A 26,294-nucleotide genomic window follows, 5' to 3' on the forward strand; every position below is an offset into this window, starting at 1 on the left:
CCGGGGCCCCGCACGGTAGGACGACCGCACACATGACCGTCACCCTTGCCGAGATCGAGCTGGCGCTGGTCCGACTCGATCTCGTCCATTCCTTCGAGACCAGTTCGCACCGCAAGTCGTACCTGGAGCACATCGTGGTCCGCGCGACCGCCGAGGACGGCAGCGTCGGCTGGGGCGAGTGCGCTTCTCCGAGCGACCCGTACTACTGCGGCGAGTCCACGTGGAGCTGCTGGCAGGTGCTGGGCGAGTACTTCGCCCCGATGCTGCTCGGCAGCCCCTGGGACCACCCCGACGACGCCGCCCGGCTCACCGCCAGGGTGAGCGGCAACCACTTCGCCCGAGCCGGCCTCGACATGGCCTGCTGGGACCTGTACGGCCAGCGGCGGGGAGAACCGCTGGCGGACCTGCTCGGCGCCGGCGCCCGCAGCGTGCCCGCCGGGGTCAGCCTCGGCATCGAGCCGACGATCGACGCGCTGCTCGCCCAGGTATCCCGGCACGTGGCCGACGGCTACCGCCGCGTCAAGCTGAAGATCCGCCCCGGCTGGGACCTCGAGCCGGTCCGCGCCGTCCAGGACGCCTTCCCCGGCGTCGCCCTCCAGGTCGACGCCAACACCGCGTACCGGCCCGAGCAGGAGGCGGTACTGGCGGAGCTGGACGGCCGCGGGCTGCTCATGATCGAGCAGCCGTACGCAGCGACGGACCTGCTCTCCCACGCCCGGCTCGCCGCCCGCCTGGACACCCCGGTCTGCCTGGACGAGTCCATCACCACCCCGGACGTGCTGCGCACCGCGCTCCACCTGGGCGCGGCCGACGTCGTCAACATCAAGGTGTCCCGGCTCGGCGGGATCGGCCCGTCGAAGACCGTGCACGACCTGTGCCTGGACGCCGGGGTGCCGGTGTGGTGCGGCGGGATGCACGAGTTCGGCATCGGCAGGGCCGCCAACCTGGCGCTCGCCGGTCTGCCCGGCTTCACCCTGCCCTCGGACGTCTCCGGCTCGGACAAGTACTACCGGCGGGACATCGTGACGCCGGCGATCCGCGCCGTGGACGGCATGGTCCCCGTGCCCCGGTCCCGGCCCGGCATCGGCCTCGACGTGGACCTCGACCAACTGGGCCGGCACACCATGCGCACCTGGACCATCCGTCCCCGCGCCCGTCACACCACCTCTGAGGAGAAGGCAGCATGAAGGTCCTGATCTCCGCCGACATGGAGGGCGTCACCGGCGTCACCTTCCCCGACGACTGCGAGCCCGGTCACGCCCGCTGGGAGTACAACCGGCGGTTCCTCACCGCGGACGTCAACGCCGCAGTCGCCGGTTTCGCCGCCGCCGGCGCCACCGAGATCCTCGTCAACGAGGCCCACGCCGACCAGCGCAACCTGCTCCTCGACCGGCTCGACAAACGCGCCACGCTGCTGATCGGCACGCACAAGCCGCTCGGCATGATGGAGGGCATCGACCGCTCCCCGGACGCGGTGGCCTTCGTCGGCTACCACACCGGTGCCGGCCAGCCGGGCGTCCTCGCGCACACCTACCTGCCCAACACCATCACCGCCGTGCGGATCAACGGCGAGCCCGCCTCGGAGGGCCGCATGAACGCGCTGCTCGCCGACGAGTACGGCGTCCCGGTGGTCCTGGTCACCGGCGACGACCTGTGCTGCGAGGACGCCCGTGGCTGGGCACCGCACGCCGCCCACGCCGTGGTGAAGACCTGTGTGGACCGTTACTCCGCGATCTGCCTGCCGCCCGAGGTGAGCGGCCCCCGGATCACCGAGGCCGCCCGGGAAGGCCTCGCGTCCCTGCCCGCCGGCATCCGGCCGGCGGCCCCGCCCGCCGCGGGCTACACCTACGAGGTGTCCTTCGACGCCGCCCACCTGGCGCCGGCCGCGAGCTACATACCGGGCGTCGTCCAGACCGACCCGCTGACCGTGCGGTTCACCCTGCCGACGATGTACGAGGCGATCCGCTGCTTCCGCGCCCTGACCCGGGTGGTCACCTCTGCCGTGGAGAACTGCTATGGCTGACCCGCACGAACTCCTCGCCCTGGCCCGCACGATGGCCGACCCGGTCCTGGAACGCTGGCAGACCCTGGTCGCGTTGGAGACACCGTCCGGCGACGCCGGACGTGCCGCCGTGTTCGGCGAGCGGCTCGCCGCGGGTCTCGCCGCCACCGCCGACAGCGTCCGGCAGCCGCCGGGACCGGACGGCGCCCACCTGGTGGCGTACTGGAACGGCCGCGAGGCGAAGGACGACGAGGGGGACGGCCCGCAGGCGGGGCACACGCTGCTCGTGGCCCACAGCGACACCGTCTTCCCGGCCGGGACGATCTCCCGGCGCCCGTTCGCCCTCGCCGAGGACGGCGACACGGTCACCGGTCCCGGAGTCTTCGACATGAAGGGCTCCCTGGTGGCCGTCGAGCTGGCCATGGACCTGCTGTCCCGCACGGGCGCCTCGCCCAGGCGTCCGGTACGCCTGGTCGTGGTCAACGACGAGGAGATCGGCAGTCCCGACGGCAGCCGCCTCGTGGCCCGGCACGCCGAAGGCGCCCACGCCGTCCTCGGTCTGGAACCGCCACTGCCAGGCAGAGCGTTGAAGATCGGCCGGCGTGGCGTCGCCCGGGTGCGGCTGAGCGTGCGCGGGGTCAGCGCCCACGCGGGCCTCGACGCCGCCCTCGGCGTCTCGGCGATCGACGAACTCGTCGACCAGCTCACCGGGTTGCGGGCGACGGCCACCTCCCTCCCGGACGCCGCACTGAACGTCGGCACGATCACGGGCGGCACCCGCGCCAACGTGGTCGCCGACCACGCCGAGGCCGAGATCGGCCTGCGCTACACGACGCCCGAGACCGAACAGGCGCTGCTCCGGGCCCTGCTGGAACCGACCGCGGTGCGGGAGCGGGCCGCCCTGTCCGCCGAGCTGCTCTCCCACCGCCCGGCCTGGGCGATGGACCCCGCAAACCCCCTCGCGGCCGAACTGATCGCGCTCGCCGCCACACTGGGCATGGAACTGCCCATCGGCTCCTCCGGCGGTGCCGGCGACACCAACCTCACCGGCGCGCTCGGCATCCCGACGGTCGACGGCCTGGGCCCCGCGGGCGCCGGCGCCCACGGCGAGGACGAACACGCCTCGCTGTCCTCCCTGCTGGAAAGGGCCGCGCTGATCGCCGCGTTCCTCGACACCCACTGAACGCCGCACCGGCGTCCGGCGCAGCGTCCCTCGCGGGCACCGGCCGCCGGCCACTTCCGCACACCCACCCTTCTTCCAAGGAGCCGCATGCCCACCCTGCCCGTCGGGGGGCTCATCCGCCCCGCAGCGCCCAAGCCCGGTGACCGCGTCGCCGTCATCGCCGCCAGCGGGCCGCCCAACCAGGAGAACCTGAAGGTCGGCCTCGAGTCCCTGCGCGGACTCGGCCTCCAGCCGGAGGTGTTCGCCTCCGCCCAGGCGGACGGCGAGTACCTCGCCGGTGACGACGCGCTGCGCGCCCGCGACCTCACCGCGGCACTCACCGACCCGGCGTTCACGGCGGTCTTCTGCGCGGCCGGCGGCTACGGCGCCCAGCGCACCCTGGAGCTGGTCGACTGGGACGCCGTCGGCACGCCCACCCCACGTACCGTCATCGGCTTCTCCGACGTGACGGCGCTGCTGGAGGCGGTGGCGGTGAAGCTGGGCTGGACAGGACTGTTCGGGCCGATGCCCGCCATCCGCGGCTTCCATCCGGGCCGGGCCGACTTCGACGGGCTCGCCACGCTGCTCACCGACCCGGCATCCGTCAAGGAACTGCGCTTCCCCGACTCCCGCGCCCTGGTAGGCGGCACCGCCGAGGGCGTCACACTCGGGGGCACGGTCACCCTGCTCGCCTGCTCCCTGGGCACCGACACCTCACTGCCCGCGCGCGGCGGCATCGTCCTGCTGGAGGACGTGGACGAGGAGACGTTCCGGCTCGACCGGTTCCTCACCCAGCTGCGGCGCAGCGGGTACTTCGACGGCGCCGCCGGCATCGTCTGCGGCACCTTCACGGGCTGCGGCACACGCGAGCGCGTCGAGGAGCTGCTCCACGACCGCCTCGGCGACCTCGGCATCCCGGTCCTGGTCGGCGCCGACATCGGCCACGGCGTACCGCAGCAGACGTTCCCCATCGGCACCCCGGCCGCGCTCGACGCCGACGCGGGCGTCCTCACCTTCCTGCAGCCCGTGCTCGCTTGAGCCGTCGCGGGCGGACGACTCCCTTGTGTGGTCTGCCCGGAGTCCACGGCTGGAGGACCCCGGTGCCTGTGGCCTGCCCCTGGAGGGGCAGGCCACAGGCACCGGGTGACGGGTCAGGGCACCGGCGCGCTCAAGCGGACGGAGCGCCGAACGCCGCCACGATCAGGGCCAGTTCCGTGGAGTTCATGTCCTCGCCCTTCGCGTCCGTTGCTCCGACGTCGAGCACCATCGTGCGCGACAGGTCGCGGGTGGCGGCGATGGCGCTGGTGTAGCCGTACCGGCTGCCCGTCTTGCCCCAGACCTCGCGGCCGCCGAGTGTGATCACTGACAGCCCAGCACTGTAGGAGGCGGGGGCGCCGGAACCGTACTCGCGCACCGACGCCGCCGGCAGGGTGAACATCTCCTCCAGTTGCGGCCGGGGCACCACGCGGCCGGTGAACAGCGCCCGCAGGAACCGCTCCAGGTCGGCGGTGGTGGAGATGATGTCGCCCGCCGCCCAGCTCTCCGTCTGGCCCCATATCGTCACGTCGCGGAGCTCGGTCGTACCGTCGGCATGCGCGAAGCGCTGGTAGCCGTGGTTGTGGGGCCCCTCGATGCGCGGATCGGTGCCGGGGTAAGAGGTGTCCCGAAGCCGCAGCGGCCGCAGGACGCGGCGGCCGACCTCCTCGGCGTAGGGGCGTCCGGTGACCTTCTCGATGAGCAGACCGAGCACGGTGTAGTTGATGTTGAGGTAGTGCTGCTTCGTGCCGGGCGCGAACTCGGGTGCCTTCGCGGTCGCGTTCTCGACCATGCTCTCGGGCGGGTGCAGATCGAATCGGTGGGCGTAGGCCTCCTCGACGGTGCCGCCCGGCATGTCGGCCCCCGGGATGCCGCTCGTGTGGTCGAGCAACTGCCGCACCGTGACGTCCCCGTACGCCGCGGGGACCAGAGCCGGCAGGTAGCGGCGTGCGGGCGCGCCGAGGTCCACCTTTCGCTCGGCGGCGAGCTGCAGAACCACCGCTGCCGTGAAGACCTTCGTCACCGAGCCGGCCCGGAACCGGCCTCGGGGATCGGCCGGGCGTCCGGTGTCCAGGTCGTGCACGCCCGCGCTGCCGCGCCAGGTGCCGTCCGTTCCACCGACGCGTACGAGTGCGGCAGTGGTGTCGGAGTCGGGCAGGGAACCGAGCGCCGCGCACAACGCCGCTGTGTCGAGCCCGCCCGGGTCCGCGGCCGAGGTACACCTGGACGGCGACGGCGGCGCGGTTGATGCCACCGCCGCCTGTGTCACGGGGAAGGCCGCGGCACTCAGGGCGAGGAGGACGGCCAGGGCGGTACGGGTGCGGGCGTTCATCGGGTGATCTCCTGACGACGGGAAACGGCGCGTGCCGCCGTTGCCTGCCATCCTGTTGATCACAGCCCCCGAGGGGATCGCCCGGGCGAGCGGTCTTCTTGCGGGCCTCGACTCACCCCCGCGGGGGATCCGGCGACCCCTTCTCCCCCGGCCGAGGGATCGTCTGCGGGAGCCCCGCGGCGGCCGGTGCCCCCGCGGTCACGAGCCCGGTCTCGTAGGCGCAGATGACGGCCTGGATGCGGTCCCTGAGCCCCAGCTTGGCCAGCACGTTGCCGACATGGGTCTTCACGGTGTGCTCGCTGACCGTCAGCGCGGCCGCGATCTCGGCGTTGGACAGTCCCCGGGCCAGATGCAGCAGGGTCTCGCGCTCACGGGTGGTCAACGTGTCGAGCGCGGCCGAGGAAGGTGCCCACGCCGGCCGGGGCCGGCTCCTGAACTCCTCGACCAGCTTGCGCGCCACCGTGGGGGCGAGCAGGGAATCGCCCTCGGCGACCACGCGCACCGCGTGGACCAGGTCGTCGCGCCTGACGTCCTTGAGAAGGAAGCCGCTCGCCCCAGCGTGCAGCGCCTCGTACACGTACTCGTCGGAGTCGAAGGTGGTGAGCATGATCGTCCGGCAGTCGGTCGCCGTGCTGATGGCGCGGCACGCCTCGATGCCGTCCGTGCCCGGCATCCTGATGTCGAGGAGCGCCACGTCCGCGCCCTGGAGTCGCACGGCCTCCACGGCCTCGGCGCCGTCCGCCGCCTCCGCGACCACCTCGATGCCGGGCTGGGCGTCGAGGATCATGGCGAAGCCGCTGCGTACCAGCTCCTGGTCGTCGGCCACCACCACTCGAATGGTCACCCGTCCACCTCCGTGAAGACGTCGGCCAGCGGAAACCGCACTCTCACCCGGAACCCTGTGCCGTCCGGGCCCGGGCCCGTCTCGGCGGTCCCGCCGAGCGCCGCGGCGCGCTCGCGCAGCCCGATCAGGCCGTGCCCGGTGCTCCTGTCCGGCCGGCCCCCGGAGCCGACCGGGGCTCCCCTGCCGTTGTCGGTGACCGTGACCTCCACGGTCTCGGCACCCAACTCCACGCGCACGGTCGCGGATTCGGCCGACGCGTGTCTGACCACGTTGGTCAGCGACTCCTGCACGATCCGGTAGACGGTCGCCTCGGTGGCGGGCGGCAGCGATCGCGGAAGGCCGACGGTCACGTACTCGACGGCGAGGCCGCCCGAGGCCACCTGCTCCACGAGCAGCGGAAGATCGGCGAGAGCGGGCAGGGGTCTGCGGGACGCGGGCTCCGGCGCTCCCGTGTCCTGCCTGAGCACCCCCAGCATCCGGCGCAGCTGCGTCATCGCGTCCCGTCCCGTCTCGGAGATGGCCTCGAAGGCCGCCTCGGCCCGCTCCGGCGCCGTGCGGACCGCGACGGGGCCGGCCTCGGCCTGCACGACCATCAGGCTCACCGCGTGCGAGAGGATGTCGTGCATCTCCCGTGCGATCCGGGCCCGTTCGGCCGCCGCCGCCTGCTCCGCCTCGATGCGGTTCGCCCGTTCCAGCTGGGTCGCCCGGTCCTCCAGGGCCGCCGTGTAGGCCTTCCGGGTGTGCGTGAGACGGCCGAATCCGTACGCCGCGCCGAAGAGGAACAGCGAGAACAGCAGCTCCCTGGCCTCACCGGAGTTCAGCGCCACCGACGGAAAGATCAGCACCAGCGTTCCCGCCCCCACGGGGATCCGCCACCTTGCCGGGGTCAGCTCGGCGACCGTGTAGAGCGCCACCAACGCGTTGTACGGCAGGGGCTGCCCCGGCCCGTCGAGCGTGAACCGGTAGAGCACCTGAGCGGCGAGGACCGCGGCGAGGACGGTCACCGGCGCCCTGCGCCGCCACAGCAGCGGCAGCACCCCCAGCGTCGTGAGACCGTACGACGCCCAGGTGGCGGGCGGCAGTGACGGCGCACGCGGCACGACGAACGGGATCGTCTCGGCCGCCTGAACGAGCAGCATCAGCGCCGCGTCCACCACCCAGGGGTTGGCGAGCGGCAGTCGAAGGCGGGAGGCCGAGTGCCTCGAGCAGCGGGCTGCCATCACGGTGTACCGGCGGGCCGACCGGACCGCGCCGCCTCCCGGCCCTGTCGGGCCGGGTACACCGCGGTGATCCGGTCCCAGAACCCGCCGCGGCGCCCGTCGTCCCGGACACGCGCATGGTCCGCGGTGTCCGAACGAACGGCCTGCGGACCCCGCTTCCCACTCGCCGTGCGGCCGCTCGTCCCTGCCACTTCCGCTCCCCTGCGCCGTGAATGCCGGTGCTGACCTTGCCAGGCTCGGGCCCGGTACGTCGACCTGCCGCGAACGGTGACCGCGGGAAGCGGAATATCTCACGGCCCTCGAGCCCGCGAGGGGCCACGGCGCCGGCAGCCGTTCGCACCGCTGGGCGAGGACCTGGCGGTGCCCGCTCTACGGGGCGTCACGGACGGGCAGTTCCAAGGTCCGGGCAAGCCCCTGGATGCTCTCGTCCACGTGTTGCAGGTGACGCAGCACCCGCCGGGCCGTGTGGACGTCCACGGAACGCGCCCCGCCGGAACCGGCTCCGAGCCGGGCGGAGATCCCGCGGCCGCGCTCGAGCGGGGTGGGATGGCCGGTCTGGTACGAGGCGTCATCGAATTCCGGGCAGCAGTACGTACACAGGCGAGTAGGTCTCGGGCTACAGCCGGCATTGCGCTTTCCCTGACCGGAAGCGGAGCCGCGGTAGCATACGTGATCTTCGTCGTTGCTCATCCGTATGACGGCGTGCTGTGAGTCGTCGGGTGCAGAGAGCGCCGACGCCGTACCGACCGCTCGAGGACGCGCGGTCGCAAACGGGTTCTGGTACCGCCGCTTCAGGAGCGAGGCGGGACGATCAGCGGCCTGACCTGTGGATTCCCCACCTCGGACGTAGTGGGCGGCGTGTCCCCCTGCGCAACCGCGATTCTCCTTGACCTCCCGCATGTTCTGGCGGAGGCCCGCGCGCCAAGGCAGGATCGAGGGGACACCGGCCAGGAACCTTCGGCGAGGGCTTGTGACTGACGAAGACCCAACTGCGAACGTACCCCTTGGCGTTCGTGGATCTGCAGGCGTGATCCTGCTGATACTTGCGCTCGTTGCCGGTGCCGCGATCGTCCTTCTGATGCCCTACTTGCCGGCACTCGTGGAGTTGGTACTTGTGGGCGGGGAAGTGGAATAGCGCCTGCCCCGCTCCACGCGCGACCGTCCCGGCCACGCCGACCCGGGGTCTGACAGCCACGGAATTCTACGGGGTCGGCATCCCCCACAGCAGGACGCCCACGAAGATCAACGCTGGAATGGCGAGAGCCGCGACCATCCCGGCAAGGCACCCCCACATGGTCAGTCTGGCGCTCGTTCTCGCGTAGTCGTCGCTCTTGGGCACACCTCATTCAACCGTCACTCAGGTCTGCTGCACGATCGGAACCCCTCCACCACGCATCACGGCTCGGCATTGGCCATGTCCCGAGGCGCCGAGTCAGTCCTACTGGAAGTCGTGCGGCACCGCTCGAGCCCACGGAAATGGCGTTCTCAAGGGCCGAACCTTCCAAGTGCCCACGCTGTCGGCAGTGGCGACGTTCCCACCGCCGGCTGCGGGGAGGTGGGGTATGCCGTGTTGGTGTCCGGTGCCGGGGGCCAGACGGACTCGCGTCAATGGGCGGGCACCGGGTGCCTCTCCTCGCGGGTTTGCGAAAGCGGCCCCCCGACCACATGGTGCAGCGACACGCCGCCATCCCGAAGGCCTTCACCATGGCTGCGGATTCACCGGGCGGCATAAGCTGCGGGCGGTGCCCCCGTTCGATGCGTCACACGGATCGTCACCACGACCTGCGATGGCCCGGCCACGCAGCTCGCCGGCACCGGTGATGAGGAAGGTCAACCGATGAGCGCGCGTTTCGAGGAGATCGACTGGCGCCCGACGCCCATGGGCGAGATCAGTCTGCGCCGTCGGCGAGACCCGGAGACCGGCAACGACGTGTACGAGGTGAAGCTCGGTGACGAGTTCCTGATGTCCAGCCTCTTCACCGCAGGCGAGATCGCCCTCACCCGACTCGGCCTGGCCGAAGCACCGGGTACCGAACTGGACGTCGCAGTGGGCGGGCTCGGCCTCGGGTACACGGCAAAGGCGGCACTGGACGACCCACGGGTGCGCTCGCTCGTCGTGGTCGAGGCGCTTGCCGAGGTCATCGAATGGCATCAACGCGGCATGGTGCCGCTCGGCGCCCGATTGGCGTCGGACCCCCGCTGCCGGCTCGTCCAGGGTGACTTCTTCGCGATGGCCGGCGACCCGCACGGACTGGACCCCCGGACACCGGACCGTCTCTTCCAGGCCATCCTGCTCGACATCGACCACTCACCACGCCATGTTCTCCACCCACGCCACGCCGCGCTCTACCAACCCGCAGGACTACGCGCACTCGCCGAACACCTCCACCCGGGCGGCATCTTCGCCCTGTGGTCCAACGACGCGCCGGACGAGAACTTCACCGCCGTACTCACACAAGTCTTCGCGGAATCGGAAGCCCACGTCGTCGAATTCGACAACCCGCTCCAATCAGGCACAGCGGCCAACACCGTCTACGTGGCGAGAAAAGCAGCAGACGCACACCTCACCTGAGCAGGCCGCCGCCAAGGTCCCTTGCCCGCCTGCCCTGACCCCGGACACGACAGCGGTCCCCCACCCGGCGTAGGTACGGGAGCCGCTGCCCGTCGCAGCCGGACAGGCGACCGGCCCGGTCCGCTCCACCGCGGCGACCCGCACCGACTTGATGTCGGGCCAACCGGCGGCAACGGGGATCGGCAGGCACCCGACCACGCGCCCCCCAGTCTTCGATGCCGTTCAATTGAAGGACCGCAACGTTGCCGAACATTGCTTGAGCCGGTTGATGACTCGTTCGACGGCGTCGCATCCGAATGCCCCGGCCGCACCGGGCCGGGGCATATCGGCGGGTTCGGGGCTCACGGTCGCCCGCACGCCGGGGACATCAGGTCGAGAAGGGGAAACCCTGGCCGGACAACCCGAGCCAGTCTCCGTCCAGAACCTGTTCCTTCCATATGTCGAACGTCTTCTCGGGCACCTTGTACTTCTCGGCGACCTCGGCGCGGGTGGCACGGCCGGACGTCACGGTCAGGACGATCCGCGCCTTGTCCACCGCCGACAGCCTCTCTGCGGGTTCGGACGGCAGGTCAGCGAGCCGCAGACACGCGGCCCCACCCGGCTCGCCCGGCCGGCCCGGTTGCCCCGGCTCGCCGGGCCGGCCGCCCTGGCCGCCTTCCCCGCCGCGGGCGCAGCCCGCCAGAAGACCGGTGACGGAGTCGCTTCCGCGAGCACCGTCCCCGCCTGGGCTGCCGTCGTGGCGGGTCTGTGCGGGCGATGCTTCTGAGGACGAGCCCTGGAACGAGCAGGCACCGCCACCGGCGACCGCGGCCGCCATCACCACCAGGGCCAAAGGACGCTTCCATACACGATGTGACTGCATCGGCTTCTCCACATCCGTCGGAGAGGGACTTCGGGTCCCGTCCCGGCCCCAGGGGCCAGGCCGGGACGGGACTGAGGGTGCGGGGCCCGCACCTCACGGAGGGTGCGGGCCGTCCGCAACGGGTCGCCAGGGGATCGCAAGGGGTGCTCAGAAGATGCTGATCCCGCCGGCGCCACCGACACCGCCGGAGCCACCGGGGCCGAAGACGCTGCCGCCACCGCCGCCGGCCTTTCCGCCGTTCCCGCCGTCGCCGAAGACACTGTTCCCGCCGGAGCCTCCGTTGCCGCCGCCACCTCCCGCGCCGAAGACGCTGCCCCCACCGGAGCCCGCGCCGCCGCCGTTACCGGCGTTGCCGAAGATGCTGCCCCCGCCGGAACCACCGTTGCCGCCCCTGCCTCCGTTCCCGAAGACGCTTTCGCCGCCGCCACCCCCGCCACCGCCGCCCCCGCCGGGGCCGAAGACGCTGCCCCCACCGGCACCACCGGTCCCACCCGCCCCACCGTTGCCGAAGACGCTGCCCCCGCCGGAACCACCGGAGCCACCGGACCCGCCGGGACCGAACACGCTGCTGCCCCCCGCGCCGCCCTCGCCGCCCTTTCCGCCGTCGGTCACCACAGCTGCCGCGGCGGTGGTGCTCCTGCTCACCTCCACCGTCGCCGCCGAGGCCGGCAGTGCGATGGCTCCGGAGATCAAACCAGCCGAAGCGAAGAGCACCACCGCTCGAAGCCCACGCCGCGGGGAACGAACCTGACCAGAACTCTGAGTGCTGTGAAACATGACGGAACTCCTCAGAAAAGAGAATTCAATGGGATTGCCGGAGAAATATCCGGACCGACAACGGGAAATTTGGTCGTTGATTCCTGCTGCCGGGGCCTGCCTCGTATTTCCTGTCCGGCGAGGCCCGTATCTCCATTAGGCCCGGCCACAGTGCCGGGGTCACGTTCCGACAACACGGGACTTGACGTGGGCGAAAAGAGCGTTCAGACTCCGCGCGGTCGCGCGGCGGCGTCGTACCGCCCCGTCATCACGGCGCGGGCTGCGGCAGACAGCCGGCCGCGGGGGGCGCACGGCTGGGACAGCCAGAGCGCGGTCGTTGTCGGCGGGACGAACCCGATCGAGCGGGGCGTCACCGAAAGGCGCGGAAAACCGCGGGCCGGCCGGGCGTCGTGCCTGCGGACCGGCTCCAGAACGGCATCACGGACACCGCCTGACGCAACACCCCACCGGCTTCTCCTCTTCACGGGGGAGGCCGACGGCGGCGAGGGCAGTGCGGGGCAGCGACGCGCGCCGTGTGGGCCGCGTACTCCCGGGTTGTTTGCGGCAGATCTGCACGCGCTGACCGGCTCGCCGGGCGTTCGTGGTGCCATGGAGGCGGATACCCTCGCCGAACTGCGGGAACGGCATGAACCCGGCCCGGGCGTTCCCCTACAGCCGCACAACGGCCGGAAAGCCGGCCGCCGAACAGTGGCGCCAGGAAGCACGCCGGATCAGGCGAGCGAGCCAGGGCCGGTCCCGCAGCGGCGTGGCGACGACGGACGCGGAAGACGGCACTGGTGAGGGGCCCCACCGCGCTGCGGTCGGGCCCCTCGTGGTCCTCCTGCTCATCGTCCCGACAGAGGGTGTCTGCCGGCCGCGCCACCGTTCACCGTGTCGCACCGACGCCGTACGCCGATCGCGTCACGACGCGCCCGAGCAGTCGGTGGAGCCTGTGTGGGCAGGGCGGCCGCCCGGGGGCAGGCGCCCCCGAAGATCGAGAGCGGGACGGTACCCGGTCCCGGTAGGGCATCCGTCCTCCCGTCCTGGGGCCCAGGCCCGGGCCGGGAGGCACCCGGCGGCACGGTTGTGCCGTCAGCCGCTGCTCGCGGTGCTGATGCCGACGATGTGGTCGTACCGCTCCAGCAGCACGAAGAGCTTGATCTTCTGCGTCGTTCCCCCGCTGCCGAAGGTCAGCGTGACGATGACCTCGTGGCCGTTGCCCACAGCGCCGTTGTCGGTCACGGTCCAGCGCGCCGGGACGTTCTGGGCGCGCAGGACGCCGTCCACCCCGTTCTCCTCCTCCCAGGCCGCCAGGCGCCGGGCGAAGTCGGGCGTCAGGTAGTGATTGCGAAGAACCGTGGCCAGGGTGCCGTCCGGGTCCTCGTAGTCGCCCTTCGCGTCGATGTACGCGCCGTAGAAGTCCGCGACCCGGGTCATCGCCTGGCCGGGGGTGCCGCTGACCGACCGCGGTGCGACGGCGGACACCTTGGCGGGGGCAGGGGCGGACGCCTGTGCCGACGACGTGAGCCCCAGCGGGAGGGCCACGGCGGCGACGACACCTGCGATCAAAGCGGTGCGGCGGACGTGCTTGCGGGTGGTCGTGTTGCTCTTCATCAGTGTGCTTCCCCGATTCGATGGGTTCGGACGTGCGTCGCTGTTCGCGGGGCAGCTCCCTCGACCCACCTGGTGCAGGGGCGGCTCCGGCGACACCACGAGCGTCGGCGCCGGCGCGGTCCGGGCACAACGCACGGAGCCCCATCCGCAACGGTGGAACCGTCCCAGGCCTGTTGACCTCTCCTTATAGGGAGTGCCTGGGATGCCGTCCTGGGACACGAGACAGGGGGAAGCGGTGCCGTCCCAGGACGAGGTGGAGGAATTCGCGGCGCTGCTGCGGCATCTGAAGGCCCGCACCGACCGCAGTTACGCGGCACTCGCGCGCCGCCTGAACATGAACGCCTCGACGCTGCACCGGTACTGCGCGGGGGACGCCGTGCCGCTCGGCTTCGCACCCGTGGAACGGTTCGCCGCGATGTGTCAGGCCAGTGCCGCCGAACGGATCGAGCTGCACCGGCGGTGGGTCCTGGCGGTGGCGGCACGGCAACGGTCCCGCACGGCGACCGAGTCCGTCACGGAGGACGCCGTGAGCCGCCCGGCCGACGGCGAAAGCCCCTCGGCGCCCGGGGCGGACCAGCCCGCTACCGCTGCGGCCGCCGACTCCGTCTCCACGACGGCCGCCGACCCGGCGCCCGCAGAAGCGTCGGGCCCCCCGCACGACCGCCGGCAGACCACCGCAGAGCGCCTTGCCGACCCGTCTCACGAGCACGACCCTGCGCCGCGCCCCGCCTCGCGGCCGCCCCGGCGCAGGCGCCGCACGGCGGTCACCGCAGCTGTCGTGACCGCGCTGATCGCCACCCTGGGCACCCTGGCCGCCCTGCCGTCCGGGCTCTCCTGGACCACCGGTGACAACCAGGCGTCCGATACGACGACCACGAAGAGCGCGGGCGCAGGACACGGCCACACGGCACCGTCCCCACCCGTCACCCCCACGCGCAGCCGACCGCGCGGCACGCCCTCGCCTAAGACACCCGCCGCGGGCAACCCATCGCCGGGCCCGTCCATGAACTCCTCCGCCACGGCCGTCCCCGCCGCCCCGCCTCTCACCTGGACCGCGAACTCCCAGCTCTGGGAACTCGGTTGCCTGCACGACTACGTCATCGACAAGACACCCCAGCAGGTGCCGCCGCCCCCGGTCCCGCAAGACGCCGCCCCATGGGCGCGTACGCAAGGAGCGGTGCACGGCGGCCACACAATCGTGGGCATCTCGGTGCAGGGGCGCACCGACGCAGCCGTCGTCCTGGAAGCCCTGCGGGTCCGCGTCGTGGGGCGGGCCGCACCGGTGAAGGGCACCGTCTACTCCACAGGCCAGGGCTGCGGCAGCGACATCAGCCCCCGCTCGTTCACCGTGAACCTGGACATGGACCGACCGATCGCCCGTCCGTCCCCGGGCAGTGAGCACGCGACGAGCACCCCTGCGCTGCGCATGCCCTACCGGGTGTCCTCAAAGGACCCCGAAGTACTGCTGGTCGATGCCCGAACGGCCCACTGCGACTGCCGCTGGTACCTGGAACTCGACTGGTCCTCACAGGGCCACACCGGCACCGAGCGCATCGACGACCACGGCCTGGCATTCCGCACCAGCAGCATCGAGGGCCTGCCGCGCTACTGGTACGCACGTGACGGCTGGACCCCCCTCACAAGCTGAGCAGAACCGACCACGCACCGAGCCGCCTGCCCCGAATCAGAGCCAGGACGGAAGGCTTGGACACACGGCTCGGCGCCGGGGTTCCCGCGTGCCGTCCAGATCCGGATGACCACTCCGCACCCCGAACACCGGACGCCGAACGCCGGACGCAGAGCCCACCCGGTGAACCCGCCCCGGCAGCATGCAGCGCGGCGCGTCCTGGCGGGCCGGGGCGTCGTGGGGGAAAGCCGCGTCGAAGGCGTCGGCCCGGTCGGCGACGAAGGCCGGAAGACTTCGGCTCGTAAGATTCATTCGCGCCCCGTGCCCTGTCCGGCCTCCGTGGGGCGGCGGTAGGCGCCGTACCACCAGATCCGAGCGAGTTCGCGGGCGAAGGCCGCGTCACGACTGCCGTCGTCGACCTGGATGTGGTGCGCGATCGCCTGGGCGCCGCCCCAGACGATGATCCGGCTCGCGGAGACGGCGTCGAGGTCCGCCGTCGTCGCGCCGGCGGCCTGCTCGGACAGCACCGTGCGCAGCGTCGTCTCCTCGAAGCCTTCGAGATTGGCGGTGTAGAAGTCGCCCACCGCGGAGTCGTACGCCGCCGCCTCCCGGACGGCGGTGATCACGCCATGATGGGCGCGGTGGATCCTGATGACGTCCTCGAAGAACCGGGCGAAGCGGTCGGCCCCGTCCTCGCCGGCGGCTGGGTCCCACTGTCGTGCCAGTGCCAGCAGCGACTCTCGCAGGCCGTCGGTGAGCCGCACCAGAACATCGGACTTGCTCTGGAAGTGCGCGTAGAACGTGGCCCGCGACACGCCCGCCTCCTCCAGGAGCTTCTGGACGCTGATGTCGGAGAAGGCCGTACCGGAATCGAGAAGCCGCTCCAGGGTGGACGTCACCTGAGTCCGGGTCGCGGCCGAACGCGCGGCGTAGCTGTCGGCCTGGCGTCGGGTCACGGGTCTCATCAGGCGTCCTCCAGGGTGTGTCGTGCCTCGGATCGACCCGGCTCGGCGAAGGAGGTCCGTGATGGGGTGGCTGTGATCCTCCGGAGCGGCCGCCCCACCTTTCCCGAGGTGGGAGCGGCCACGTGCCGATGGGGGACCTGCCGACGGATCGCGCGGGCGTCGGGTCGGCCCCCCATTGTGCACGGCGGTCTCCGGGTCAGCGCACCACAGGGAGGGCGTAGTCCCACAGCCGGTCCGCGGCGGCCGGGTCCACCGACCACTTCGCGACACCCGCCATCACGTCGGGACCACCATCGACGACCGGTGATTCCTGATTGTCCTCGAAGTACCGCCCTGTCACGTCGTCGAGGAGCGGTGAGGCGGCCAGCAGCACCGTGGTGGCGGCTCCCTGGGCCGGGGTCTTGAAGTAGTCGGGGGTGAGCAGGTTGCCGTCCGCGTCCATGGCACCGATGGCTTGCATCGTCGCCTTGTCCATGTGGCGGGCCAGGTTGGTGTGGATCCACCCCGGCGCGCAGGCGTTGGCGGTGATTCCGTGCTCGGCCCACCGACGGCTGATTCCGACGGCGAGCAGCACGTCCGCGGTCTTCGACTGCGCGTAGGCGGCGAACGCGTCGTAGGGGTGCCGCTCGAACTGGGGGTCGTCGAAGTCGAACCCCGCCCGCAGCTGGGCGCCCGAGCTGAGCACGACCACGCGCGGCTTCTCGGCCGCCTGCAGAGCGGTGTGCAGACCGACCGCCATGGCGAAGTGGCCGAGGTAGTTGGTGGCGAGCTGCATCTCCCAGCCCTGTGCGTTGACCTTGTGCGTCGGGAGCATCATCACGCCGGCGTTGGCGACGAGGCCGTCGAGCGGCCCACTCCAGCCGTCGCAGAAGGCACGGACGGAGGCCAGGTCGGCGAGATCGAGTGCGACGGCCCGCGTGCCCGGCAGCTCCTTGACCAGCGGCTCGGCGTCAGCGGGGTTCCGGGTGGCGATCGTGACCTGCGCTCCCGCCCCGGCGAGCGCGCGCACCGTCTCGACACCGAGGCCGGACGCCCCTCCGGTCACGATCATCCGGCGCCCGCTGAGATCGACTCCATCGAGTACCTCAGCGGCGGTGGCCCGCATCCCGAACGGGGTGGTTATCAGCGTCATGGATGTGCCCTGCCTTCAAAAAGAACTGGTTCCTGGCCCGGCCGGTGACGTCTCTCACCGCCTCGGCCAAGGCATCACAGAAGAAACCATACACCGTGTTCAGACTTTGATTCTGAGTACGGCGTGCTGGCCTGCGACTCGGCCCCGCCACGACGCGGCGGGGCCTGGGGAAGAACCTGAGCAGGGACATCGGTGGGACGCGCAAGCTGGTACGTCGCTTCACGGACCCCAGTGTGGCCACCGACATCGGCCGGCTCGCCGACATGCTCCGGGACGACGTCCGCTGCTCGATGCCGCCCACGCCAGGCCTGTCCCTGGACGCAAGGCGGTGCTGACCGGCTGGTCGGAACGATGCGCGGCGTGCGGCGGTGCCAACGCCGGGCGCGCAGTAGCGGCAGAACTCCGGGAACTTCGACCCCTCGGTTTGCGGATGCGGGCCACCCTCGGGACTCACCTCGCGGCGTGAATGCAACCGCTCGACTGCGGCAGGTCGAGCTCGGGCACGACCAGTCGCCGTTGTCCGCGAGCCTCGCACGCACTGTTGAGCGGTGGCTCCATCCTCGCTCCCGTGATGGCCACTCGGCGACCAACACGCGTGCGCAGCACGAGCGACATCCCGTCTGTCCAGTCGCCGGCACGCCAGTGGCCGGTGACCTGGGTCTGACCGTCCGGCCGACGGTGCATCGCGACCACCATGAAGTGGAACCAGTCGCCATTGCCCCGACCCGCCCGCTGGTACAGCTCTCCGCACTGAGCGCACGCAACGGTCGGCCGGGACGAAGATGCGTCACCAGCAGTCACGAGGCCCCAGCCCTTCCTATGGGCGGCAAGGACTCATTCACGGAGGGCATTCCGCAGTTGCCGCTGCCTCGAGTCATCTGGTTTGCGTCGCGATGCTCCTGCGGGGGAAACCCCACTGCACGCGCCGAAGCAGCGCAGGTACGCGGCGTACCCCACGCGCCTCGCCACCAGGAGACGGAGCCGGCAGCTACGACACCTCGATGCCGTGCTCCTGCACCAGGGCTTCCAGGCCGCCGGGGTATCCCTTGCCTCCGATGACGAAGTCCCAGTCGCCGCTGGCGCGGCGGCGGAAGGAGCCGAGGACCAGGGCTGTTTCACCGCGGCGGCCGTCGGATACCTCGAGGCGGCCCAATTCCTCGCCATCGGAGCTCAGGAGCCGAACAAAGGCGTCGGTGAACCCCGACAGGTCTGCCTCAGGATTCATGACGGGGTCGATCGCCGCCGCAAGGACGAGCCGGTCCGCCTGCTCGGGCAGCGCGTCGAATGCCACGCGCAGGGCGGCCTTGTCCGGGACGAGGGCGGTCACCGACCGCACACTTCCGTCCGGGGTCTGAGGGTTGTTGAAGAACACGAAATGGTCGTCGCTCAACACCCGGGATCCCTGGCACACCAGGGCGCACACGTCCAAGGCGACACTTCCCGACCACGACATGCCCAGCACGTTGTCGTCGCGCGATGAGCCGGCGGTCTCCGTCGGCGCCGGCCGTTGCGGCGGGGCGCTCGGAGCGGCGCCGCCGAGCCTGCCGCTCAGTCCGTGGCGGTGCAGGAGGTCCACCAGTTCGGTGCCCGCGATCAGTTCCAGCGGTTTTCCGTTCGCGAAAGTGTGCGAGCCCGGCCCGAACTTGGAGGTGGTGACGAGCACGCCCTTGTTGGCGCCAGCGTCCTGCACGGTGCCGTACAGGTCACGCACGGCGCTTGGCGGCACCGTGTTGCGGTAGCGCTTGACCTGGACGACGACCTTCCCGCCGCGGATCGGGGCGGGATCCTCGGCCTGCACGTCGACACCGCCGTCGTTGGAACGCTGAGTCGTCACCGCGTCCATGCCCATGGCGCGGAACAGGTCCGCCACCAGCGACTCGAAGGCGATCGGATCCATCTCGTAGAGATCCGGCTCCTCCTGCCCACCGTGGCTGACCATGCCCGTCCCGCCGACGTCGCCCGGCAGCCGGTACGGCCGTATCGCGGTGCGCTGGTCAGGGCGGGGTGACAACTGCCCGCGCAGCCCGTCGGCCAGGCAGTCCACAGCGCTGACCTGCTCCAGGTTCAGCGGAGCAAACGACGTACGCGCGGCCATCACCGTCGCCACGAAGATTTCCGCGCGCCGGCCGGTCGCGGGATCGTGGTCGTCGACGAAGCCGTTGAGTGCGACCGATTCCAGAACCGCGAACTCGTCAGCGGCGAACAGGTCCCGCAGCGCCAGCAGGACGCATTGGGCGAGGACATCGCGGTACAGCTCCCGGCGCTGCGCCACAGGGCGGGCGGTCTCCTTGTCCTGGTCCGCGCCGGGCATGTACCGCACCAGCTTCGCCTCGGGGACGATGTCGTACTTCGGCAGCTCCCAGTTCACCACCAGCTGCCGCGCGGGCGCGTCGTACGCGGCAGTCAGCCGGCGCGGCAGGCCCTCCGGCCAGCCGGCCGAGGCATACAAGGCGGCCGAGAAGTATTCCACCACCGCCTCGGGGTCCCCGTCGCGAACGGCGCCGGCCAGCTGCGTGATGCCGGCGTTGTGGCCGCGGATCTCCGCCAGCCGAACGGCCGCCCACTCGTCGTACTGCTGCCGATAGGCCGCCAACTGCTGCTGACGCTGCGCTTCGGCAGCCTGGGCCGCATGCCAGTCACGCTCAAAGCGGTCCCGGGCCTCCTGCTGGGCCTGAGCCCGCCGGTTCGCCGTCCAACCACCGGGCGCCGCCTGGTACTGATTCGGGTCGGGCATCGCCACGGGATGGGCCAGCCGGCCGGGCGTGAACGGCTCGAGCTCCTCGGAACACGCCAGAGCATCCAGCCGGAACGCCGGCGCACGGCACCCGGCCGCCAGCAAGGTCCGCAGCTCCTCGACACGGGCCTCCAGCTCACGCGTGCGCCGCTGCGCATCGGCCTCCCGGTGCTGCCGATACGCCGCCTGCTGCTCACGTCGGCTCCGAGCCAGATCACGCTCGTATGCACGCTGTTGCCGCTCCGCACTCCTTTGCTGCTGCACCCGGGCCCGCTGTTGGGCCTCCACCTGCCGCTGCTGCTGACGCTGCGCCTCAGCCCACATCCCGATCAACCCACCGGAGCGACGACTCATCGCGAAACAGGCCCTCCCCTGGGACACCATTGTCCCACCCCACCCCCACGCCGGTCCCCCGACCAGCAACAACCAGACAACTCTAATCCGTAACCACCCGGTCACCCACCCCACAGCACAACATCCGAGCACCAGCACCAAGCGCGCAACACGATCAGCCTCACGACACTCAGCACGTACCGGACCCGGTGGACGGCACCCGCTTGCTCGCGATTCACGGGGTGATCGACCGGATCGTCGGGCGACGCACCACGGCCTTCCGGCTGAGCACGCTCGGACTCTCCGGTCGGACGGTCCATGGCAGAACGGCAGAAGCGCGGACAACGGACAGGCAAATCCCTGACACGGCCCGTCCGTTCGTTGGTCTATAGGGTCGCCCGCATGGCTGAGCCCTCCTTTCTGACCGCCGTGCGCGAGTCGTACGACACGGTCGCCGCTGATTACGTCGAACGTGTCCCGCCCCCAGCCGCGATGGACCCGCTGTCACGCGCGATGCTGGCCGGGTTCGCCGAACTCGTGCGGACGGCCGGTCCGGGGCCGGTCGCAGACCTGGGATGCGGCCCCGGCCGCGTGACGGCGCACCTGGCCGGGCTGGGGGTCTCGGCCTTCGGCGTCGATCTCTCGCCGAAGATGGTCGGGCTGGCCCGGCGCGCCTATCCCGACCTGCGGTTCACCGAGGGCTCGATGACCGTCCTGGAGATGACGGACGACGCGCTCGGCGGCATCCTGGCCTGGTACTCCACCCACCACACGCCCCCGCAGTGGCTGCCGGTGGTGTTCGCCGAGTTCAGCCGCACGCTCGCGCCCGGCGGCTACCTGCTCTGGGGAGACTATGTCGGCGATGAACGGCTGCAGCCGGCCCAGGGCTACGGCCGTCCGGTGTCCTACGAGTCGTATCTCCTGCCACTGGACCGTGTGGTCGGCCTTCTGGAGCAGGCCGGACTGGTGGTCATCGCAAGGCTGGAGCAGGAGCCCGGGGGACGGGGGAACAGACCGCGCGCCTGCCTGCTGGCCCGCAAACCCGAGAAGTCCTGACAGGGTTCGTTTCTGCGGCGAGCCCGCTCGCGTCCGAGCGCCGTCACGGCGCGGCGGTAAGGCCGCCGGGTTGAGAAGACGGGCTTCGTTCGGAAGCAACGCCCGCACCAGGTCCCGGCACGCGCACGCGCACGCGCGCCGGACCCGACGCCGACAGGAGGCGGCACCTCACAGAGGCAACGCCCCGGGGCCCGCCGCAGCCCCGACTTCGGAGTGCAGGGCGTCGCGAGATGCGTGAACGGGATGGACCGGCGTGTGGCTGCTGCGGTCATGCAGCGGAGCGGTGGGTGTGCGGTCGATCTGCAGGTTGAGGAATTCGGGGCGGCTGTAGTGTCCCCGGGCGTCCATCAGGCGCTTGCGCCGGTCGATCAGCGTCAGGTCCAGGTCCGCGATGACCTCTCCCTCACCTGAGGTGAGCGGCTCGCCGATGATGCCGCCTTCGGGGTCGACGATGGCGGTGAAGAACCCTTGGGAGAAGACCCCGGCCGGGGCACCGGTGTCCGCGTCGAGCTGCGCCTGCTGGTCGGCGTCGAGCCAGGCGGTGGCGTTGACCACGAAGGCAGCCGCCTCCAGGGCGTGCTGACGGATGGCGACCTCCATCTGCCCGGCGAACAGCGGGCCGCCGAAAGCGCCGGGGAACATCGAGGCGTGGATCTGCTCGCCGTCGGCGATCAGGGCGTAGCGGGCGAGGGGCTGGTAGTGCTCCCAGCAGGCGAGCTGGCCGACACGGCCGACCGCACTGTCCACGGCACGCAGCCCCGAGCCGTCGCCCTGGCCCCAGAGCATGCGCTCGTGGTACGTCGGCGTGATCTTGCGGCGCCGCTGGAGCAGCGTGCCGTCGGCGTCGAACAGCAGTTGTGTGTTGTAGAGGGAGCCCCCATCGCGCTCGTTGACGCCGATCGAGACCACCATGCCGGCCTCACGGGCTGCCGCGCCGATCGCATCGGTGTCGGCGGACGGCACGGTCACCGCCTCCTCCATCAATCGCAGGTGCTCCTTGGCCATGAGGTACGGCGGCTGCACGAAGGAGAAGTACGGGTAGTACGGGACCACGGTCTCCGGAAAAACGGCGAAGCGGACACCCCTCTGCCCCAGCTCCCGGATCTTGTCCACGACCTTCCCGATCGTGCCTGCTCGGCTGTAGAGGACGGGGCTGATCTGAACGGCTGCTGCCTTCACCAGGGTCATGATGCGGTTCCTTCTCGAGATGCGGGGTCGGCGCTCCGGGCGCCGTGGTGTCCGTGGACGGAGCTCAGCAGGCGGAGGGACCGACTGCTTCCGGCCCGGGAAACCCCGGCCCGGGCCGGCCCCCGGGGGGCCGAGCTGCACTGACGGCTCTGTCCAGGTGGCCTCTGCGGCCAGTCTCAATAGGAGCATATGCTCCTATTCGCGTACAGGCAATGGCCGGCTCCCCTACGGTGAGGATGTGGGAACGGGCTACCCGCGAGCACACGGCCGGCTTCCCGGGAATCCGCTGCACGATTGCGCCGTGCGTGGCGCGACGCGACCCGTCCCGCACTCCGCGCGACATCGCGGCCGAGGGTCCACGCCCGCTACCGCCTGCGACGCTGCCGCACGATCGAGGGGCAGCCCGCCGAAGACGACCCCCACCCCCGCGCTCCACGCCGGACTCCATCTGCCCGGCGAACCCGCAGGTCAGACGAGAAAGTCATGCCGGGGCAGAAGTACACCCCGGCCGGACTTCGCAGAGACCGCTACGCCGAAGCCCACACGAAGGTCATTTGTCGTACTGGTCGGTGTACTGCGGCCCGTCCGACTCGGCCTTGCATCCCTCACTGCCGTTCGGCTGGCCATGAGAGAGCACGAGAGCGTAGGACTGTGGAACGAAGTCGCAGCCCTTGCCGGACCACTGGGACGCGAGGAACGTCCAGCCGACGGCAGCAGCGGCGAGCGTGTATTTGGCCTTCACGTTCATACCAATGATCACGCCTCGGTCACACCAGGCCATCACGACCTGGCTTGGGATTTATGCGTAATTATGACCGGATTATGATCAAATGCGCGACCCGACCTTTCGATGCGCGTGCCGCACGGCAACCGCCCCCAGGCCTGGCCGAGGCCGCGGTGTCCGCGTCCACGGCGGCGCGCCGCATGGCGCAGGGCCACCTCCGAGGACGTCTGCGTGCCGTGCCCGCCGTCGTGGCCGTAGGTCGCCGGAGGGTGTCCTGAGCTCCATGAGATACGCGTTAGGATCACCCGGCAGTGGGGCCGGGCCGCGCCGCACGCAAGCGGGCAGGCGCCCTTCCACATGAGGTGACTCGATGACGTCAGTGCTGGTCTACGCGATGTACGCACTGGTCGCGGCGTTGTGGGTCTATGCCCTGGTCGACTGCATCAGGACCCCAGCGGCACACATTCGGGTGCTGCCCAAGATCGGCTGGCTGCTCGCCATGCTCCTGCTCCCCGTTCTGGGCGCCATCGCCTGGCGGAACGTGGGCAAGCGATCCGCTCCGGTCGAGGGCCGGCCGTCCACGGCCTGAGCTCGGCTCGGACGGTCGAGGAGCGCAGGTCGGAGACGACGGCCGTCTCGAAGTGCGCCAGCTGGTCCGGCTCATGGGTGACCCGGCTGGGAAGTCCGGCGGAGTGCCGCCAGGCGATGCTGCGTTCATGGCCGCGTAGGCTGGATGGGTCACCGGCCAGGGCGGCCTGCAGCGGGTTCCACAATGTCGCCGATCCCGCACACCGCGAGGCCGGTCATGCCGTGGAGGAGGGGCGGCTCCCTTCCCGCTGGGCAGCCCGTTAGCCTGACAGCGTGTGACGCTCGGGCGTCCCGCGCCTGCCCATCAAGCGCACCCGTTCGGGAGGGGCCTCGTGCCCAAAGCTACGGCGATCGTCAACGCGAGGGTCTTTGACGGCATCCGGCTGCGGGACTGGACGTCAGTCCGGTTCGCCGCCGGCACCATCACCGACTGCGCCACCGGTCCGACCGCCCACCACGGCGACGAGGTGATCGACGCGCATGGCGGCACCATCCTGCCGGGGCTGATCGACTCGCACATCCACCTGGTGCCCGGAGCTCTCGCGCAGGGGCTCACCTTCGGTGTGACCACCGCACTGGACATGTTCAGCCAGGCCGACGTCATGACCGCGGCCAAGCGACAGGCCGACGCTCGCCCGGACGTGGCCGACGTGCGTTCGGCGGGAATCGGTGCCACCGCGCCTGGCGGGCATCCCTCGGCGATGTACACCCCGTTCCCGACCCTGACCGGCCCGGAGCAGGCCGAGCGGTTCGTCGCGGACCGGGTGGCCGAAGGCTCCGACTTCGTGAAGGTCTTCGGCCCCTCGGGCCCAGCGGGTCCATGGGCGACGCCGTCTCTGAACCCGGCCACGATCACCGCGCTGACCGAGGCAGCGCATCGTCGCGGACTTGTGGTCGTCGCGCATGTCAACTCCCTGGCCGGGGTGCGTGAGGTCGTGTCCGCGGGCGTCGACGTCGTCGCACATGTGCCCGTGGACGGCGAACTGGACAGGACCCTGGCCGGGCGGATCGCCGAGGCCGGAATCGCGGTCGGCCCGACGCTGGCAACCGCCGAGAACGTCCTGGGCGAACCGGGCGGCGCCGCCGTGGCCGCGGACCCGCGACTCGCCGGAATGCTCGATGAGGCACAGGTGCGGAGGCTGACCTCCGGCGCGTCAGCGCAGCACGGGCGGAAGACGCCGCCCTATTCCCGTGCCGAGGAGAACGTCGGCCGCCTGGTGGACGCGGGCGTCACGATCCTGGCCGGAACCGATGCCCCGAACCCGGGAACCGTGTTCGGGGCGAGTCTGCACCGGGAACTGGAACTGCTCGGCCGCTGCGGCATGACGCCCGCTCAGGCACTGAGCGCCGCGACCGCCGCTCCGGCACGCGTGTTCGACCTCGCCGACCGCGGGCACGTCGCACCGGGTCAGCGCGCGGACCTCGTACTCGTGTCCGGCGACCCACTGACCGACGTCACCGCGACCCGGGCCATCGAACGGATCTGGCGGGCAGGCGTCCCCTGTGACCGACGTGCGTTCGTCGCCGACGCCGCCGAGACGCGGGAACTCGAGGCCTTCGACGCCCGGGTCGCCAAGGTCGTGGCGGCCGTCCGCGAGCGCCGCTACGGCTTCGGCCAGGCCAAGCCCCACTAGTTGATCAATTTCAGGCGATGCCTGTGGCAGGGTGCGGGGTGAGCGGCGGCCGAAGCCACCGCGAGACGGGCAGGCGGTGGGCTGCCGGGCCCCGGTGGTCGAGGTGGCGGCGGGCGGTCAGGCGTCAGGGTCGACTTCGGGGTGCGTGAAACGCACAGGTTTGCCCAGCGACCGGGCGTAGGCGATCTCGGCTCGGGTGCTGTCTCCGATGTAGTCGCCGACCACGAGGACCTCATCAGCGAGCCGGATCTTCGCCCGGTGCAGATCGTCGAGTCGGACCTTCAGCGCCTCGGCCTCGACAGGATCGGACCACAGTTCGTGCGGCGACTTCATGTCACAGCCCGGTTTGACGACGATCTTCCCGGCCGCGGTCTCCCGGAGATCGGCCTCGTTCATCTCGGCCATGAAGCGGGTGGAGCCGCAGATCACGACGATACGCGGGAGGCTCAACAGCTTCTTGGCGTCGGCGAGCTTCTCCTCGGGGGTGAGCAAGTGCGGGTATGACAACGGTTCCTCCTGGTGGCGTGGTCCATGGGGTGCCTGCGGAGACGAGAACAAGGGTGTCCAAGATCGTTTTGTGACGAACGACGTGGAAACCCTCTCGACAGCACACCATGCGACGAGCATCCCGACCTGGCCGGCCTGCGTCACGCCCCGCCTGGGCGATGCCGAACGGTCGCCCTCGCCGTGATGCAGGCCATTGTCGGCCACACCTCCGAGGCCGAACGGCTTCGCCATGCCCGTGCCCACCTTCCCCAGCAGCCCGGATGCGACACAGGGCTGCGCAAGGCCGCCGGTCAGATGCGAGACGGCAACCGGAACCTGGCCACCACCGTGGACTCCACGCCGGTGGAATGCGGCCGAAGCCGCCCGCCTCCGAAAGCGATTGCCCCGTCAGCGGCCGACTGGGCAT

Annotated in this window: 21 protein-coding genes and 1 pseudogene; 10 read left to right on the top strand and 12 right to left on the bottom strand. The window is 71.0% G+C overall.

Annotation, left to right across the window (positions count from 1 at the left end):
- Positions 1–32 precede the first annotated feature (32 nt).
- The 4 genes from menC (at position 33) to B085_RS0105465 (ending at position 4,202) form a co-directional block, all read left to right on the top strand.
- A complete protein-coding gene (menC, locus tag B085_RS0105450; RefSeq protein WP_018557554.1) occupies positions 33–1,187 on the top strand; it encodes an o-succinylbenzoate synthase in 1,155 nt (384 codons plus the stop codon).
- A complete protein-coding gene (locus tag B085_RS0105455) occupies positions 1,184–2,023 on the top strand; it encodes a M55 family metallopeptidase (RefSeq protein WP_018557555.1) in 840 nt (279 codons plus the stop codon). The genes menC and B085_RS0105455 overlap by 4 nt, the downstream gene beginning before the upstream one ends.
- The gene (locus tag B085_RS0105460; protein ID WP_018557556.1) at positions 2,016–3,185 is read left to right on the top strand and encodes a M20/M25/M40 family metallo-hydrolase; all 1,170 of its coding nucleotides are present in this window, start codon (positions 2,016–2,018) and stop codon (positions 3,183–3,185) included. The genes B085_RS0105455 and B085_RS0105460 overlap by 8 nt, the downstream gene beginning before the upstream one ends.
- An 87-nt stretch (positions 3,186–3,272) precedes the next feature.
- Positions 3,273–4,202 carry a S66 peptidase family protein gene (locus B085_RS0105465; RefSeq protein WP_018557557.1) on the top strand — a complete coding sequence of 310 codons (930 nt, stop codon included), beginning with the start codon at positions 3,273–3,275 and terminating at the stop codon, positions 4,200–4,202.
- Positions 4,203–4,332: 130 nt separating this feature from the next.
- Here the strand turns inward: B085_RS0105465 and B085_RS0105470 are convergent, their stop codons facing one another.
- The 3 genes from B085_RS0105470 to B085_RS0105480 form a co-directional block, all read right to left on the bottom strand.
- Positions 4,333–5,532, bottom strand: coding sequence for a serine hydrolase domain-containing protein (locus B085_RS0105470; RefSeq protein ID WP_018557558.1), 1,200 nt, complete (start codon positions 5,530–5,532; stop codon positions 4,333–4,335).
- 112 nt (positions 5,533–5,644) lie between these two features.
- Entirely contained in the window at positions 5,645–6,376 is a 732-nt protein-coding gene (locus B085_RS0105475) for a response regulator (RefSeq protein ID WP_051101954.1), read from the bottom strand.
- Positions 6,373–7,596, bottom strand: a complete 1,224-nt coding sequence (locus B085_RS0105480; RefSeq protein WP_018557560.1) for a sensor histidine kinase — start codon at positions 7,594–7,596, stop codon at positions 6,373–6,375. Before B085_RS0105480 ends, B085_RS0105475 begins: the two co-directional genes overlap by 4 nt.
- A 1,837-nt stretch (positions 7,597–9,433) precedes the next feature.
- Here B085_RS0105480 and B085_RS0105500 point away from each other — a divergent pair.
- Complete coding sequence (locus B085_RS0105500; RefSeq protein WP_018557564.1) at positions 9,434–10,168, top strand: hypothetical protein; 735 nt, start codon at positions 9,434–9,436, stop codon at positions 10,166–10,168.
- Positions 10,169–10,535: 367 nt separating this feature from the next.
- Here the strand turns inward: B085_RS0105500 and B085_RS0105505 are convergent, their stop codons facing one another.
- From B085_RS0105505 to B085_RS0105515, 3 genes are all read right to left on the bottom strand, one after another.
- Positions 10,536–11,042 carry a DUF1153 domain-containing protein gene (locus tag B085_RS0105505; RefSeq protein ID WP_158689663.1) on the bottom strand — a complete coding sequence of 169 codons (507 nt, stop codon included), beginning with the start codon at positions 11,040–11,042 and terminating at the stop codon, positions 10,536–10,538.
- 135 nt (positions 11,043–11,177) lie between these two features.
- Positions 11,178–11,675 (bottom strand): hypothetical protein, encoded by a 498-nt coding sequence (locus tag B085_RS48440; protein ID WP_234018497.1) that lies wholly within the window; start codon positions 11,673–11,675, stop codon positions 11,178–11,180.
- 1,203 nt (positions 11,676–12,878) lie between these two features.
- Entirely contained in the window at positions 12,879–13,400 is a 522-nt protein-coding gene (locus B085_RS0105515; RefSeq protein ID WP_018557566.1) for a hypothetical protein, read from the bottom strand.
- 235 nt (positions 13,401–13,635) lie between these two features.
- Here B085_RS0105515 and B085_RS0105520 point away from each other — a divergent pair, with 235 nt between their 5' ends.
- Positions 13,636–15,048 (top strand): helix-turn-helix domain-containing protein, encoded by a 1,413-nt coding sequence (locus B085_RS0105520; RefSeq protein ID WP_018557567.1) that lies wholly within the window; start codon positions 13,636–13,638, stop codon positions 15,046–15,048.
- 287 nt (positions 15,049–15,335) lie between these two features.
- Here the strand turns inward: B085_RS0105520 and B085_RS0105525 are convergent, their stop codons facing one another.
- The 3 genes from B085_RS0105525 to B085_RS0105540 form a co-directional block, all read right to left on the bottom strand.
- Positions 15,336–15,992, bottom strand: coding sequence for a TetR/AcrR family transcriptional regulator (locus B085_RS0105525; protein WP_199789152.1), 657 nt, complete (start codon positions 15,990–15,992; stop codon positions 15,336–15,338).
- Between the two features lie 196 nt (positions 15,993–16,188).
- Positions 16,189–17,124 (bottom strand): SDR family NAD(P)-dependent oxidoreductase, encoded by a 936-nt coding sequence (locus B085_RS0105530; protein WP_018557569.1) that lies wholly within the window; start codon positions 17,122–17,124, stop codon positions 16,189–16,191.
- A gap of 988 nt (positions 17,125–18,112) precedes the next feature.
- Positions 18,113–20,212, bottom strand: coding sequence for a restriction endonuclease (locus B085_RS0105540; protein ID WP_199789153.1), 2,100 nt, complete (start codon positions 20,210–20,212; stop codon positions 18,113–18,115).
- A 381-nt stretch (positions 20,213–20,593) separates the two neighbouring features.
- Here B085_RS0105540 and B085_RS0105545 point away from each other — a divergent pair, with 381 nt between their 5' ends.
- Complete coding sequence (locus B085_RS0105545; protein ID WP_018557572.1) at positions 20,594–21,247, top strand: class I SAM-dependent methyltransferase; 654 nt, start codon at positions 20,594–20,596, stop codon at positions 21,245–21,247.
- Positions 21,248–21,415: 168 nt separating this feature from the next.
- On the opposite strand, the gene B085_RS0105550 is transcribed toward B085_RS0105545, so the two are convergent.
- Positions 21,416–22,435, bottom strand: a complete 1,020-nt coding sequence (locus B085_RS0105550; protein ID WP_018557573.1) for a nitrilase-related carbon-nitrogen hydrolase — start codon at positions 22,433–22,435, stop codon at positions 21,416–21,418.
- 550 nt (positions 22,436–22,985) lie between these two features.
- Positions 22,986–23,183: a hypothetical protein gene (locus B085_RS41335; protein ID WP_158689664.1), complete on the bottom strand. Its 198-nt coding sequence runs from the start codon at positions 23,181–23,183 to the stop codon at positions 22,986–22,988.
- Positions 23,184–23,529: 346 nt separating this feature from the next.
- Between B085_RS41335 and B085_RS41340 the strand changes: the two genes are divergently transcribed.
- Positions 23,530–23,748 (top strand): PLDc N-terminal domain-containing protein, encoded by a 219-nt coding sequence (locus B085_RS41340; protein ID WP_018557575.1) that lies wholly within the window; start codon positions 23,530–23,532, stop codon positions 23,746–23,748.
- A gap of 331 nt (positions 23,749–24,079) precedes the next feature.
- The gene (locus tag B085_RS0105565) at positions 24,080–25,381 is read left to right on the top strand and encodes an amidohydrolase family protein (RefSeq protein WP_018557576.1); all 1,302 of its coding nucleotides are present in this window, start codon (positions 24,080–24,082) and stop codon (positions 25,379–25,381) included.
- Positions 25,382–25,498: 117 nt separating this feature from the next.
- Here the strand turns inward: B085_RS0105565 and B085_RS0105570 are convergent, their stop codons facing one another.
- Positions 25,499–25,888, bottom strand: a complete 390-nt coding sequence (locus tag B085_RS0105570) for a hypothetical protein (RefSeq protein ID WP_026250708.1) — start codon at positions 25,886–25,888, stop codon at positions 25,499–25,501.
- A gap of 82 nt (positions 25,889–25,970) precedes the next feature.
- Between B085_RS0105570 and B085_RS51855 the strand changes: the two are divergent.
- Positions 25,971–26,293 (top strand): annotated as a pseudogene (locus tag B085_RS51855) (IS982 family transposase); the annotation flags it as partial.
- Between the last annotated feature and the right edge of the window lies 1 nt (position 26,294).

Origin of the sequence: Streptomyces sp. BoleA5 (genome assembly GCF_000373665.1) — a bacterium.
Lineage (GTDB): Bacteria > Actinomycetota > Actinomycetes > Streptomycetales > Streptomycetaceae > Actinacidiphila.

Bases quoted from the DNA above. Each gene is read 5' to 3' on its own strand.
- B085_RS0105455 (WP_018557555.1), top strand. From the start codon at position 1,184: ATGAAGGTCCTGATCTCCGCCGACATGGAGGGCGTCACCGGCGTCACC.
- B085_RS0105545 (WP_018557572.1), top strand. From the start codon at position 20,594: ATGGCTGAGCCCTCCTTTCTGACCGCCGTGCGCGAGTCGTACGACACG.
- B085_RS0105500 (WP_018557564.1), top strand. From the start codon at position 9,434: ATGAGCGCGCGTTTCGAGGAGATCGACTGGCGCCCGACGCCCATGGGC.
- B085_RS0105465 (WP_018557557.1), top strand. From the start codon at position 3,273: ATGCCCACCCTGCCCGTCGGGGGGCTCATCCGCCCCGCAGCGCCCAAG.
- B085_RS0105470 (WP_018557558.1), bottom strand. From the start codon at position 5,532: ATGAACGCCCGCACCCGTACCGCCCTGGCCGTCCTCCTCGCCCTGAGT.
- B085_RS0105515 (WP_018557566.1), bottom strand. From the start codon at position 13,400: ATGAAGAGCAACACGACCACCCGCAAGCACGTCCGCCGCACCGCTTTG.
- B085_RS0105460 (WP_018557556.1), top strand. From the start codon at position 2,016: ATGGCTGACCCGCACGAACTCCTCGCCCTGGCCCGCACGATGGCCGAC.
- B085_RS41340 (WP_018557575.1), top strand. From the start codon at position 23,530: ATGACGTCAGTGCTGGTCTACGCGATGTACGCACTGGTCGCGGCGTTG.
- B085_RS41335 (WP_158689664.1), bottom strand. From the start codon at position 23,183: ATGAACGTGAAGGCCAAATACACGCTCGCCGCTGCTGCCGTCGGCTGG.
- B085_RS0105530 (WP_018557569.1), bottom strand. From the start codon at position 17,124: ATGACGCTGATAACCACCCCGTTCGGGATGCGGGCCACCGCCGCTGAG.
- B085_RS0105525 (WP_199789152.1), bottom strand. From the start codon at position 15,992: ATGAGACCCGTGACCCGACGCCAGGCCGACAGCTACGCCGCGCGTTCG.
- B085_RS0105480 (WP_018557560.1), bottom strand. From the start codon at position 7,596: ATGGCAGCCCGCTGCTCGAGGCACTCGGCCTCCCGCCTTCGACTGCCG.
- B085_RS0105550 (WP_018557573.1), bottom strand. From the start codon at position 22,435: ATGACCCTGGTGAAGGCAGCAGCCGTTCAGATCAGCCCCGTCCTCTAC.
- menC (WP_018557554.1), top strand. From the start codon at position 33: ATGACCGTCACCCTTGCCGAGATCGAGCTGGCGCTGGTCCGACTCGAT.
- B085_RS0105540 (WP_199789153.1), bottom strand. From the start codon at position 20,212: ATGAGTCGTCGCTCCGGTGGGTTGATCGGGATGTGGGCTGAGGCGCAG.